We start from the raw sequence: 12,863 nt of genomic DNA, 5'->3' as shown, positions 1-12,863 counted from the left end.
GGGCTGCGGTACTCGCGGGTGACGCGCGGGCCCGGGCCCTCCGGGGTCAGGGACGCGCCGCGGGCGATGGCGGCGGCTGGGGCGCGAAGTACGAGGAGGCCGGGAGGGGGCGGACGGGCAGCGCGGGAGCGGGGTCCGTCTCGGTGCTCACCCTGCGCTCCCCCTCGTGAGCCGTCTCCCCGTGCGGGGCCCGGTTGCCCTTCGGGACAGGCCGGTTCGTATCCGGACATCGTGCCGCGGGGCTGCGGTCCGCGGCGTGTGCGCCACTCTACGGGGCGGGCGGCGGGCGCGGCCATCTCGCGCGCGCCGGGCCCCTATCCAGCGCGGGACGCCTCTGGCAAGCTGCGCCTCATGCGTCTTCCCGCCGCACCTCCCGTCGCATGCGCGAGCACCGAGCGGGCCCGTCTGGACCGGGCGACCGCTTCCTACGACGCGCCGCTGGCCGTGGTCGACCTGCAGGCGTTCGACGCCAACGCGGCGGATCTGGTGCGCCGGGCGCAGGGCAAGCCGGTGCGGGTGGCGAGCAAGTCGGTGCGCTGCCGGGCGCTGCTGGAGCGCGTGCTCGCGCGGGACGGCTTCGCGGGCGTGATGGGTTTCTCGCTGGCCGAGTCGCTGTGGCTGGCGCGTTCGGGCATCGAGGACGTGCTGCTGGCGTATCCGTCGGCGGACCGGGCGGGGCTGGCGGAGCTGACCGCGGACCCGAAGCTGGCCCGGGCCGTCACGGTGACGGTGGACGACCCCGCGCAGCTGGCGCTGATCGACGCGGCCCGGGCGGGCCGTGAAGAGGTGCGGGTGTGCCTGGAGTTGGACACGTCGCTGCGGCTGCTGGGCGGCAGGCTCCGGATCGGGGCGCTGCGTTCCCCGGTGCGCGATGCGGAACGGCTGGCGGATCTCGCACGGTCCGTGGTGCGCCGGCCGGGCTTCCGGCTGGTGGGACTGCTGGCCTACGAGGCGCATGTGGCGGGCGTGGGCGATGCGGTGGAGGGCCGGCCGTTGTACTCCCGTTCGATCCGGCTGATGCAGACCGCGGCCCGCAGGGAGCTGGCGGCGCGCCGGGCGGAGGCCGTACGGGCCGTGCGCGCGGTGGCGGACCTCGAATTCGTCAACGGCGGCGGCACGGGCAGTGTGCAGCACACGGCCGCCGAGGCCGCCGTGACCGAGGTGGCGGCCGGGTCGGGGCTGTTCGTGCCGCGGCTGTTCGACCACTACCGGTCCTTCCGCGGCCGTCCGGCGGCCCTGTTCGCGCTGCCGGTGGTGCGCCGCCCGGGGCCGGGCGTGGTGACCGCCCAGGGCGGCGGGTATCCGGCGTCGGGCGCGGCCGGCGCGGACCGGCTGCCGCAGCCGTACCTCCCGGCCGGCCTGCGCCTGGATCCCCGCGAGGGCGCGGGCGAGGTGCAGACGCCGCTGACCGGGCAGCCCGCCGACGACCTGCTGGTGGGCGACAAGGTGTGGTTCCGGCACGCGAAGGCGGGCGAGATGTGCGAGCGCTTCGAGGCGCTGCACCTGCTGGACGGCGACCGCGTGGTGGAGACCGTCCCGACGTACCGCGGCGAGGGCCGTACGTTCCTGTGAGCTTCGCACCGCGACGCGGGCCCCGGCCTTGCGCCGCGCTCGTGCGGCAGGAGGGGATACGGGGACCGGCGCGCCGTCGGCGGCCGGTCCCCGTAGCGCGAAGACCGCAGAGGTGACGTCGAGGTGACGCGGAGCCGGGCTCAGAAGGCCTTGTCGGCCTGGTCCGGGATCACGGAGCCGTCGGCGCGCCGGACGGGCACCTTCGTGCCGTCCTCGGCCGTGGCGCCGGTCGTGGAGCACGGGTACGTGCCGGACTTGCGCGGCATCGGCTCGATGAACATCGGGTTGGCCACCCAGCGGCCGTCGGCGTCGTCGTAGGCGCGGCACATCAGCTCGGACTTGTTGCGGTTGATGGCCACGTGCGCGCCGGTGGCGTCGTTGACGAACGTCACGTCGGTGTCGGCGTCGCCCGCGCCCAGCGCGATGCGGTGCTTGAAGTCCTGCTGCTGCCAGGCCTTGGCGCCCTTGATCTTGAAGATCTCCTGGTTGATCATGCAGCGCTTGCCGTCCATGTACGGCAGGGCGTCGCCGCGGCCGGTCTCGACGCCGCCGCAGCCCTTGATGGCCGTGGTGAGGCGGCCGTGCCGGGTGATGCTGCGGATGCCGATGGTGTGCTTGGCGTCCAGGCCCACGCCGCTCGACCAGGCCTCGGCGATCGGCTCGGAGGAGGCGGAGACGATGTAGACGTCGAAGCCGGCCGCCTTGAGCGTGCGGATGAGGTCCTTCTGCTGGTCGTAGTAGCGCACGTAGCCGGCGAGGGTGTGGGTGCCGACGGTCTGCTTGGTGCCGATGGGTGCGGCGAGCTGCTCGGCGCGCGCCTGCCGGGCGAAGGACGTCAGGGCGGCGGGCGTGTGACCGGCGAACAGCTGGGGGATCCAGGCGTAGGCGGGCACGGTGCGGCGGTGGTTCCAGTCGCCCGCGAAGGCGGCGTCCCCGGCCATGGTCTGCGACTTCTCACGGATCTCGAAGATCTCGTCGGCGCAGGCGGTGTTCTTCGAGGTGGGCAGCGGGCGGCCGGGGCGCACGGCCGTGCCGCAGGCCTTGGCCAGGGCCTTGTCGGCGGCCGGGGTGAGCCAGGCGCTGGTGTCCTTCCAGCTCTTCGGCTGCAGGATCTTGTCGTGCTTGAGGGCCCAGGCGAGGGTGGCGTCGGTGATGTCGTTCTTGACGACGGTGTTGTCCCAGTCGAAGGCGGCGACGGGGCGGGGGCCGTTCTTGCCGGAACAGGTGCCGCGCTCGTCGATCATCTTCTGGAGCCGGGCGCGGTTGTCGCCGGCCCACGGGAGCTTCTTGTCGAGCTGGGGGCAGTTGCGGCGGGGCGCGTCGTGCGCGGGGGCAGCGGTGGCGGGGATCGCGGTGGCGAGGGCCGCGGCGGCAGCGAGGCCGGCGACGATGGCGGACTTGGTGCGCATGTGCTCTCTTTGCGGTGGTGCGTGCGGTGGCGGGCAATCCACGGCGGGACCGGCCCCCGGGCTGCGCCCGCGGACCGGTCCTACCGTTTGATCATGGACCCTACAGCGGGGTCACGTACGCGCCCGCGATGCCACCGTCGACGAGGAACTCGGCGGCGTTGACGAAGGAGGAGTCGTCGCTGGCGAGGAAGGCGACGGCGGCCGCGATCTCCTCGGGCTCGGCGAACCGGCCGACCGGCACGTGCACGAGGCGGCGCGCGGCCCGCTCGGGATCCTTGGCGAAGAGCTCCTTGAGCAGCGGGGTGTTCACCGGCCCCGGGCACAGGGCGTTGACCCGGATGCCCTCGCGGGCGAACTGCACGCCGAGTTCGCGGGACATCGCGAGGACGCCGCCCTTGGAGGCGGTGTAGCTGATCTGGGAGGTGGCGGCGCCCATGACGGCGACGAAGGAGGCGGTGTTGATGATCGAGCCCCTGCCCTGGCGCTGCATGTAGGGCAGGGCGGCCTTGCAGCACAGGTACACGGAGGTGAGGTTGACCTCCTGGACGCGCTTCCAGGCGTCGAGGCCGGTGGTGAGGATGGAGTCGTCGTCGGGCGGGGAGATGCCGGCGTTGTTGAAGGCGACGTCGACCGAGCCGTAGGTGTCGTAGGCGGTCTTGAAGAGCGCCTCGACCTCCTCGGGGCTGGTGACGTCGACCTTGACGAAGAGCCCGCCGGTCTCGGCGGCCGCGGCCTTGCCGGCGGTCTCGTCGATGTCCGCGCAGACGACGTTGGCGCCCTCGGAGGCGAAGCGGCGGGCCGTGGCCAGGCCGATGCCGCTGCCGGCCCCGGTCACGACGGCGGTCCGGCCGGCGAGGCGGCGGCAGACGGGGGTCTGGTCGGTCACTTGTTACTCCTCGGTGCTGATGAAGACGTTCTTGGTCTCGGTGAAGGCGGCCAGCGCCTCGGGGCCCAGTTCGCGGCCGAGGCCGGACTGGCCGAAGCCGCCGAAGGGCGTCCAGTAGCGGACGCTGCTGTGGGAGTTGACGGAGAGGTTGCCCGCGGCGACGGCACGGGAGACGCGCAGGGCGCGGGAGACGTCGCGGGTCCACAGCGACCCGGAGAGCCCGTAGGGGGTGGCGTTGGCGATCCGCACCGCCTCCGCCTCGTCCTCGAAGGGGATGACGACGGCGACCGGGCCGAAGATCTCTTCGACGGCGGTGCGGTCCTCCGGCCGGCCTTCCAGGACGGTCGCCGGGTACCAGAAGCCCTTGCCGGCGGGCGCCTCGCCGCGGAAGGCGGCGGGGGCGGTCTCGGGGACGTAGGACCGTACGCGCTCGCGGTGCGCGGCCGAGATCAGCGGCCCCATCTGCGTGGCGGGATCGGTGGGGTCGCCGGCCGCGAAGGACTTCACGGCCGGCTCCAGCAGCTCCATGAAGCGGTCGTAGACGGAGCGCTGGACGAGGATGCGGCTGCGGGCGCAGCAGTCCTGGCCGGTGTTGTCGAGGAAGGAGCCGGGGGCGGCCGCGGCGGCCCGCTCGACGTCGGCGTCGGCGAAGACGATGTTGGGGCTCTTGCCGCCGAGTTCGAGGGTCACGCGCTTCACGCCCGCCGCGCACTTGGCCATGATCTGCTTGCCGACGGCGGTGGAGCCGGTGAAGACGACCTTGGCGACGCCGGGGTGTTCCACGAGGGCGTCACCGGCGACGGGCCCGGCGCCGGGGAGGACCTGGAAGAGGCCCTCGGGCAGCCCCGCCTCCAGCGCCAGCTCCGCCAGGCGCAGGGCGGTCAGCGGGGTGGTCTCGGCCGGCTTGAGGAGCACGGCGTTGCCCGCGGCCAGGGCGGGGGCGAGGCCCCAGGCGGCGATGGGCATCGGGAAGTTCCACGGGGCGATGACGGCGACGACGCCGAGGGGCTCGTGGAAGGTGACGTTCAGGCCGCCCGCGACGGGGATCTGCGCGCCGGTGAGCCGCTCCACTCCCCCGGCGGCGTACTCCAGCAGGTCACGGGCGTTGCCCGCCTCCCAGCGGGCGTTGCCGACCGGGTGCCCGGCCTCGCGGACCTCCAGCCGGGCGAGCTCCTCCAGGTGCGTGTCGACCGCGTCGGCGAAGCGGCGCAGGTGGCGGGCGCGGTCGCCGGGGGCGAGGGCGGCCCAGGTGCGCTGGGCTTCGGCGGCGCGCCGGACGGCTGCGTCGACGTCTTGCGGCGTCGCCGCGGGAACGGTGGCGACGAGTTCCTCGGTCGCCGGGTTGATCACGTGGTGCTCGTGCAAGTCGTCTCCCTGCTGGTTCGTTCCGCCGCCCCAGCGGTCGGGGTGCCGTGTCGTACGCGGCTGCACGCCGGTGGTCGCGTTGTGCCCACCCGTTCCGCCCCAGCGGAACGATTGCCCACAACGTGGGGGTTACATCCGCTCGAAGGAGCGGAAGCGCTCCCAGTCCGTGACGGCCGTGTCGTAGGCCTCCTGCTCGACACGCGCCATGTGCAGGTAGTGCTCGACGACTTCGTCGCCGAAGGCCTCCCTCGCTATGGGGCTCTTCTCCCACAGCGCCGCGGCCTCACGCAGGGTGGCGGGCACGTGCTGCGCGTCGCCCGCGTAGGCGTTGCCGGTGCAGGCCTCGGGCAGCTCCAGCTCGTGCTCGACGCCGTACAGGCCGGCGGCGGCCATGCCCGCCACGGCGAGGTAGGGGTTGACGTCCCCGCCGGGCAGCCGGTTCTCGAAGCGGTGGGAGTGGCCGTGGCCGATGACGCGCAGGGCGCAGGTGCGGTTGTCGGGGCCCCAGGCGACGGCGGTGGGGGCGAAGGAGCCGGGCCGGAACCGCTTGTAGGAGTTGATGTTCGGCGCGTAGAGGAGGGTGAAGTCGCGCAGCGCGGCGAGCTGTCCGGCGAGGAAGTGCCGCATCGTCTTCGACATGCCGTACGGGCCCTCGTCGTCGGCGAGGACGGGCTGCCCGGCCTCGTCGCGCAGCGAGAGGTGGATGTGGCAGGAGTTGCCCTCCCGCTCGTCGTACTTGGCCATGAAGGTGAGCGCCATGCCCTCCTGGGAGGCGATCTCCTTCGCTCCGGTCTTGTACACGGCGTGCTGGTCGCAGGTGGTGAGCGCCTCGTCGTAGCGGAAGGCGATCTCGTGCTGGCCGAGGTTGCACTCGCCCTTGGCGGACTCCACGGTCATCCCGGCGGCGCCCATCTCGTTGCGGATGCGGCGCAGGAGGGGCTCGACGCGGCCGGTGCCGAGGACGGAGTAGTCGCAGTTGTACTGGTTGGCCGGGGTCATGTCGCGGTAGCCGCGGCCCCAGGCCTGCTCGTAGGTGTCCTTGAAGACGATGAATTCCAGCTCGGTGCCGGCGTACGCGCTCCAGCCGCGTTCGGCCAGCCGGTCGAGCTGGCGGCGCAGGATCTGCCGGGGCGAGGCGAGGACGGGCGAGCCGTCGTGCCAGGCGAGGTCGGCGGTGAGCAGGGCGGTGCCGGGGTTCCACGGGGTGCGGCGCAGGGTGGAGAGGTCGCCGCGCATGGCGAAGTCCCCGTAGCCGCGCTCCCACGACGACATGGCGTAGCCGTCGACGGTGTTGAGGTCGACGTCCACGGCGAGGAGGTAGTTGCAGCCCTCGGTGCCGTGGTCCAGGACGTCGTCGAGGAAGAACCGGGCGGCGAACCGCTTCCCCTGGAGTCGTCCCTGCATGTCGGTGAAGGCGAGGACGACGGTGTCGATCTCCCCGGTGTCGACCAGCCTGCGCAGCTCCTCGACGGCGAGCGGGGGCGTGCGGTCTGCCACGGTGATGCCTCCTGTCGGTGCGACCGGAGGTCTTAAGGTAGGGCTGTAGACCATTAAAGGGAAGGGGTCAGATGAACGATCATGCGGCGGACCGGACGGACCGGCTGGCGCCGGTGCTGCGCCCGGTCCGCGCCGGCAACGGATTCGAGGAAGCGCTGGAGCAGATACTCCGGATCATGCGGCTGGGCCTGGTGGCCGAAGGAGAACGGCTGCCCGCCGAGCGCGAGTTGGCCGACCGCCTGCGCGTCAGCCGGGTCACCCTGCGCGAAGTGCTCAAGGTGCTGCAGGACCAGGGCCTGGTCGAGAGCCGGCGCGGCCGCTACGGCGGCACGTTCGTGCTGGCGCGGCCGGCCACCGCGGGCGAGGACGAGCTGCGACGGCGGGTCGCCGACGTGGACGTGGAGGACACGCTGCGCTTCCGCGAGGTGCTGGAGGTGGGCGCGGCCGGGCTGTGCGCCGCGCACGGGCTCCCCGACGACGGGGCCGGGCGGCTGCGGGCGGCGCTGGCCGCCACGCACGACGCACCGCTGGCCGAATACCGGCGCATGGACACCCTGTTCCATCTGACGCTGGCCGAACTGTCGGGCTCCCCCTCGCTCGCCGAGCAGTACGCCGCGGTCCGGGCGACGGTCAACGACCTGCTGGACTGCATCCCGCTGCTGGTGCGCAATCTGGAGCACTCCCAGCTGCAGCACACCGCCCTGGTGGAGGCCGTTCTGGACGGGGACGCGGAAGCGGCGCGCGAAGTGATGCGCGAGCACTGCTGCGGGACGGCGGCACTGCTGCGGGGCTTTCTGTCGTAGCTCGCACCATCGCGTAACCCGCGAGGACCTCTCTCGTAACCAGTCTTTTACGCAAGGGGGTTGCCGAATCAGCCATCTCAGGGCAAAGGTATGGCGCAAAACCTTTACCTCCCGAGGCAGGAGCGGCAGCATGCCCGAACGCACGGAGACACCCACGGCACCGCCACGCGCCTCGGACCGGCCGGCGGACTACCTGGAGAAGCGCACACTGCGCCGCGGCAGCGCCGGCCCCCTGCTGCTCACCGGACTCGGCGTCGCCTACGTCGTCTCCGGCGACTTCTCCGGCTGGAACTTCGGCCTCGCGCACGGCGGCTTCGGCGGACTGGCCGTCGCCGCCGCCCTGATGGGGCTGATGTACACCTGTATGGTCTTCGCCCTCGCGGAAATGGCCGCCGTCCTGCCGACGGCGGGCGGGGGCTACGGCTTCGCGCGGCGCGCGCTCGGCCCGTGGGGCGGCTTCCTCACCGGCACCGCCATCCTCATCGAGTACGTCCTCGCGCCCGCGGCGATCTCGCTCTTCATCGGCGACTACGTGGAGTCGCTCGGCCTGTTCGGGCTCACCTCCTCCTGGCCGGTGTACCTGGCCTGCTTCGTCGTCTTCATCGGCATCCACCTGTGGGGCGTGGGCGAGGCGCTGCGGTTCAGCTTCGTCGTCACCGGCATCGCCGTCGCCGCGCTGCTCGTCTTCGCGGCGGGCGCGCTCACCGACTTCGACGCGGGGCGGCTGCACGACATCCCCGTAGACACCGGCGCCCTCGGCTCGTCCTCCTGGCTGCCGTTCGGGCTCCTCGGGATCTGGGCGTCCTTCCCGTTCGGGATGTGGTTCTTCCTCGGCGTCGAAGGAGTGCCGCTCGCCGCCGAGGAGACCAAAGACCCCGTGCGCTCGCTGCCGCGGGCCATGGCCACCTCCATGGGCATCCTGCTCGTCCTCGCGCTCCTCACCTTCCTCGCCTCGACGGGGGCGGGCGGGGCGGACGCCCTCAAGGACGCCGGCAACCCGCTGGTGGCCGCCGTGCAGCCGGACGGGCACCCCACCGCGCTCGGCCGCATCGTCAACTACGCGGGGCTCGCCGGCCTGGTGGCCTCCTTCTTCTCCCTCATCTACGCCGGTTCGCGGCAGCTCTTCGCCCTCTCCCGGGCCGGCTACCTCCCCCGCTTCCTCTCCCTCACCAGCCGCCGCAAGGCGCCCTGGCTGGGCCTGGTGGTGCCGGGAGCGATCGGCTTCGCGCTGGCGGCCGCCAGCGGCGACGGCGCGCGCATGCTGAACGTGGCCGTGTTCGGCGCCACCATCTCCTACGCGCTGATGTCGCTCTCCCACATCGTGCTGCGGCGCCGCGAGCCGGGGCTGGAACGGCCCTACCGGACGCCGGGAGGCGTCGCCACCTCCGCGCTCGCCCTCGTCCTCGCCTGCGCGGCGCTCGTGGCGACCTTCCTGGTCGACGTCACCGCCGCGCTCCTCGCCCTCGGCGTCTACGCCGTCGCCGCCGTGTACTTCGCCTGCTGGAGCCGGCACCGGCTCGTGGCGGGCGCGCCCGAGGAGGAGTTCGCGGCGCTCGCGGCGGCGGAAGCGGAACTGCACCGCGACTGACGATGTGATCAACGTCGTAGCGTACGGAACGACTCGCGTACGGACACGTACGGACACGTACGGACCGGAAAGGACCCGCTCCATGCTCCGTCAGCCACTGATCGGCGTCACCACCTACCTCACCCGGGCCCGCTGGGGCGTCGCGTGGGACCTGCCGGCCGCGCTCCTGCCCGCCGCGTACGCCCAGCACGTCCAGCGGGCCGGCGGGCTCGCCGTCCAGCTCCCGCCGGACGAGCCGGGCGCCGCCGCCGACATGGTGCGGCGGCTCGACGGCCTCGTCCTCGCCGGCGGCGAGGACCTCGACCCCGGCCTCTACGGCGAACGACCGCACCCGCGCGCGGGCGCGCCGGTCCCCGAACGCGACGCGTGGGAACTGGCGCTGCTGGGCGCGGCGCTGGAGCAGCGCGTTCCCGTGCTCGGGATCTGCCGCGGCATGCAGCTGATGAACGTGCACGCCGGCGGCTCGCTGTGCCAGCACCTGCCGGACGAGGTGGGGCACGAAGAGCACAACCCCGTCGTGGGCGCCTTCACCGACCACCTGATCAAGCCGTCCCCGGACAGCCGCCTGGGCCGCCTCCTCCCCGAACCGTGCGACGTCGCCACGCACCACCACCAGTCCGTCGCCCGCCTGGGCGACGGGCTCGTCGCGACGGCGCATGCGGAGGACGGCACGATCGAGGCACTGGAACGCCCGGGCGACCTGTTCGCCGTGGGCGTCCAGTGGCACCCGGAAGCCCGGGACGACCTGCGCCTGACGCGCGCCTTGGTGGAGGCGGCATCGGCCCGCTGAACGCGCCGGGCACGCCCGCGCTACCCTCCGCCGCAGCGGCGCCCGGCAAGCACTCCCACGGCCGGCCGTTCGCACTACCGCCCCGTCGCGGCGAAAGGGGGCGTGGCCGGCGCCGGGGCGCTAGGACGCCCGGGTCAGGCCCAGGAGGTCGCGGGCCGGGCCCGTGGGGCGGTGGCCGGGGGGCCAGACCGCTCGCAGGGCGCGGTGGAGGTCGAGATCCGCGACGGGGATCTCGACCAGGCGGCGGGCCGCCAGTTCCTCGCCGATGGCGAGCTCGCTCAGGACGCACGGGCCCGCCCCGCTGACCGCCGCCGCCTTCGCGGCCGTCGTGGAGGCGAGTTCGAGCAGCGGCTCGGCGAGCCCGCCGTGCGCGGCGAGGGCCGCGTCCAGGACCTGCCGCGTGCCGGAGCCGCGCTCGCGGAGGATCAGCGGGGTGGCCGCGAGCTCGGCCGCGCCGAGCGGGGCCCGCCGCCGGGCCCAGGGGTGGGCCGGTGCGGTGACGACCACCAGCCGGTCGCCGCCGATGACCGCGCCGTCCAGCCCGGCGGGGGCGGCGAGGCCCTCGACGAAGCCCAGGTCGGCCTCGCCGGCCCGCAGCCGCTCCGCGACGGCCGCCGAGTTCCCGGCGAGGAGGGTGACCGCGGTACCGGGGCGCCGGGTGCGCAGGGCGACCAGCCAGCCGGGCAGCAGGTACTCGGCGATGGTCATGCTGGCGGCCACCCGCAGCCGCGAGTCCCGCTGCCCGCGCAGCGCCTGCGCCCCGGCGTCGAAGGCCTCGGCGGCCTCCACGATGCGCCGCGCCCAGTCGGTGACGAGCACGCCGGCGTCCGTCAGCCGCGAGCCGCGCGGCGACCGCTCCAGGAGGCCGACGCCGAGCATCCGCTCCATGCTGCGGATCCGTCCGCTGGCGGCGGGCTGGGTGATGCCCGTCTCGCGCGCGGCACGCCCCAGACTGCCGAGCCGCGCGACGGCCAGCAGCAGCTCCAGCGCCGCGAGGTCGGGCACGCGGTGGGCGAGCGGTGCCCGCCGCCCGTCGTCCCCATGAGTCATAAATTCAGCTTATGCCCTCATAGCGACAAGGCCCCTGGTGGCCGGGGTCCCCGCGTCCGACGCTGGAGGCATGAGCACCTCCGCCACCACCGCCCGCGCCGCCTCCTCCCTCCGCCACCTCGGTCCCAACTGGTACGCGGCCGTCATGGGCACCGCGATCGTCGCGAGCGCAGGCGCGGCGCTGCCGGTCCACCCGCCGGGGCTGCGGGGGGCGTGCGAGGCGGTGTGGGCGCTGTCGGCGACGGCGCTGGCGGTGCTGCTGGTGGCGCGCGCCGTGCACTGGGCCCGCCACTCCGACCAGGCGCGCCGCCACCTCGGCGACCCGGCGGTGGCGCCGTTCTACGGCTGCGCCGCGATGGCGCTGCTGGCGGTCGGCGGGGCCACCCTCTCCGTGGGCTCCTCGGTCGTCGGCACGGACGCGGCGGTGACCGCCGACGCCGTCCTGTGGGTGGCGGGCACCGTGACCGGCCTGGCCGCGGCGGCGGGCATCCCGTACCTGATGGTGACCCGGCACCGCATAGAGCCGGGCCAGGCCTCCCCCGTGTGGCTGCTGCCGGTGGTCGCCCCCATGGTGTCCGCCGCGCTGGGCCCCGCCCTGGTCCCGCACCTGCCGGCCGGCCAGTGGCGGGCGGCGATGGTGCTGGCCTGCTACGGCCTCTTCGGGATGAGCCTGCTGGCGACCCTGCTGATCCTGCCCGCGGTCTTCGCGCGGCTGATCCACCACGGCCCGCTGCCGCTCGCGCTGACTCCGGCCCTCTTCCTCGTCCTGGGCCCGCTGGGCCAGTCGACGACCGCGGTCGGCAACCTCGCCGACGCCGCGCAGGGCGCGCTCCCCGCCCCGTACGCCGACGCGGCGGCGCCGTTCGCCGTGCTGTACGGCGCTCCGGTCATGGGCTTCGCGCTGCTGTGGCTGGCCCTGGCCGCGGCCATGGTGCTGCGGGCGTTCCGGCAGGGCATGGGCTTCGCGATGACCTGGTGGGCGTTCACCTTCCCCGTAGGCACCTGCGTCACCGGCGCCGCGGCCCTGTCCCGCCACACCGGCCTGCACGCCCTGACCTGGCTGTCGGTGGGTCTGTACGCGCTGCTGGCCACGGCCTGGGCCGTGGCGGCGGTCCGCACCGCGCACGGCCTGGTCAGCGGCCGGCTGCTCGCAGCGCCGCGCCCAGCACCCCAGCCGCTTCCGTCAGTGAGGGTCCGTACCACGTGAGGTGACGCCCGCTGACGAGCGCGCACGGCAGCCCGGGGAAGGACTCCGGGCCGTCGTCGCGCGTGAAGCGGTAGGGCTCGTCGGGCAGGACGACGAGCTCCGCGCCGCACGCGTTCAGCTCGTCGAGGGGGATGCGGGGATAGCGCTCGCGGTGGCCGGCGTGGACATGGGCGACGCCGAGCCGGGCGAGGACGTCACCGGCGAAGGTGTCCCGGCCGAGGACCATCCACGGCCGCCGCCACACCGGCACCACGGCCCGTACCGCCGGCCCCTCGGGGCGCACGTCGCGCCAGGCGTCCTCCGCGTCGGCCAGCCAGGCGGGCCGGGCCAGCCCGCAGCCGCGCACCAGGACCCGCTCCAGTTCGGCGAACGCCTGGGGCAGCGTGCGCACTTCGGTGACGAGCACCTCCAGCCCGGCGGCGCGCAGCGCGCCGAGGTCGGGCGCGCGGTTCTCCTCCTCGTTGGCGAGGACGAGGTCGGGCGCAAGGGCGGCGATGCGCGCCGTGTCGGGGTTCTTCGTGCCGCCGATCCGTACGACGTCCAAGCCCGCCGGGTGCTCGCACCAGTCGGTGGCGCCGACGAGCAGCCCGGGCTCGGTCGCGGCGACGGCCTCCGTCAGCGAGGGGACGAGGGAGACGACGCGGCGTACGGCGGGGCGGCTGCTCCTGGGCGTGACCACCGCCCCACCGTACGCCT

At 74.1% G+C, this 12,863-nt stretch carries 11 protein-coding genes; 5 read left to right on the top strand and 6 right to left on the bottom strand.

The annotated features are described in order from the left end of the window. The first annotated feature begins 351 nt into the window (after positions 1-351). Complete coding sequence (locus tag ACSNOG_RS15655; protein WP_436753252.1) at positions 352-1,572, top strand: amino acid deaminase/aldolase; 1,221 nt, start codon at positions 352-354, stop codon at positions 1,570-1,572. Positions 1,573-1,712: 140 nt separating this feature from the next. On the opposite strand, the gene ACSNOG_RS15650 is transcribed toward ACSNOG_RS15655, so the two are convergent. The 4 genes from ACSNOG_RS15650 to ACSNOG_RS15635 form a co-directional block, all read right to left on the bottom strand. Continuing rightward, a complete protein-coding gene (locus tag ACSNOG_RS15650) occupies positions 1,713-2,981 on the bottom strand; it encodes a haloacid dehalogenase-like hydrolase (protein WP_436753251.1) in 1,269 nt (422 codons plus the stop codon). Positions 2,982-3,081: 100 nt separating this feature from the next. Further along, positions 3,082-3,867 carry a 3-oxoacyl-ACP reductase gene (locus ACSNOG_RS15645; RefSeq protein ID WP_436753250.1) on the bottom strand — a complete coding sequence of 262 codons (786 nt, stop codon included), beginning with the start codon at positions 3,865-3,867 and terminating at the stop codon, positions 3,082-3,084. Between the two features lie 3 nt (positions 3,868-3,870). After that, positions 3,871-5,232, bottom strand: coding sequence for an aldehyde dehydrogenase family protein (locus ACSNOG_RS15640; protein WP_436753249.1), 1,362 nt, complete (start codon positions 5,230-5,232; stop codon positions 3,871-3,873). A 129-nt stretch (positions 5,233-5,361) separates the two neighbouring features. Continuing rightward, positions 5,362-6,729, bottom strand: coding sequence for a glutamine synthetase family protein (locus ACSNOG_RS15635; protein WP_436753248.1), 1,368 nt, complete (start codon positions 6,727-6,729; stop codon positions 5,362-5,364). 71 nt (positions 6,730-6,800) lie between these two features. On the opposite strand from ACSNOG_RS15635, the gene ACSNOG_RS15630 reads away from it, so the two are divergent. From ACSNOG_RS15630 to ACSNOG_RS15620, 3 genes are all read left to right on the top strand, one after another. Then, positions 6,801-7,532, top strand: coding sequence for a FadR/GntR family transcriptional regulator (locus tag ACSNOG_RS15630; protein ID WP_436753247.1), 732 nt, complete (start codon positions 6,801-6,803; stop codon positions 7,530-7,532). Positions 7,533-7,662: 130 nt separating this feature from the next. Beyond that, a complete protein-coding gene (eat, locus tag ACSNOG_RS15625) occupies positions 7,663-9,120 on the top strand; it encodes an ethanolamine permease (protein WP_436753246.1) in 1,458 nt (485 codons plus the stop codon). 82 nt (positions 9,121-9,202) lie between these two features. Continuing rightward, positions 9,203-9,910 (top strand): gamma-glutamyl-gamma-aminobutyrate hydrolase family protein, encoded by a 708-nt coding sequence (locus ACSNOG_RS15620; RefSeq protein WP_436753245.1) that lies wholly within the window; start codon positions 9,203-9,205, stop codon positions 9,908-9,910. 120 nt (positions 9,911-10,030) lie between these two features. On the opposite strand, the gene ACSNOG_RS15615 is transcribed toward ACSNOG_RS15620, so the two are convergent. Beyond that, positions 10,031-10,960 (bottom strand): LysR family transcriptional regulator, encoded by a 930-nt coding sequence (locus ACSNOG_RS15615; RefSeq protein WP_436753244.1) that lies wholly within the window; start codon positions 10,958-10,960, stop codon positions 10,031-10,033. 70 nt (positions 10,961-11,030) lie between these two features. On the opposite strand from ACSNOG_RS15615, the gene ACSNOG_RS15610 reads away from it, so the two are divergent. Then, complete coding sequence (locus tag ACSNOG_RS15610) at positions 11,031-12,167, top strand: TDT family transporter (RefSeq protein WP_436753243.1); 1,137 nt, start codon at positions 11,031-11,033, stop codon at positions 12,165-12,167. On the opposite strand, the gene ACSNOG_RS15605 is transcribed toward ACSNOG_RS15610, so the two are convergent. Further along, positions 12,094-12,846, bottom strand: a complete 753-nt coding sequence (locus ACSNOG_RS15605) for a helical backbone metal receptor (RefSeq protein WP_436753242.1) — start codon at positions 12,844-12,846, stop codon at positions 12,094-12,096. The genes ACSNOG_RS15610 and ACSNOG_RS15605 overlap by 74 nt on opposite strands. Between the last annotated feature and the right edge of the window lie 17 nt (positions 12,847-12,863).

This window comes from Streptomyces sp. URMC 124, from assembly GCF_051386455.1.
Taxonomy (GTDB): Bacteria; Actinomycetota; Actinomycetes; order Streptomycetales; family Streptomycetaceae; genus Streptomyces.
This window is presented reverse-complemented; position numbering and strand designations above follow the sequence as displayed.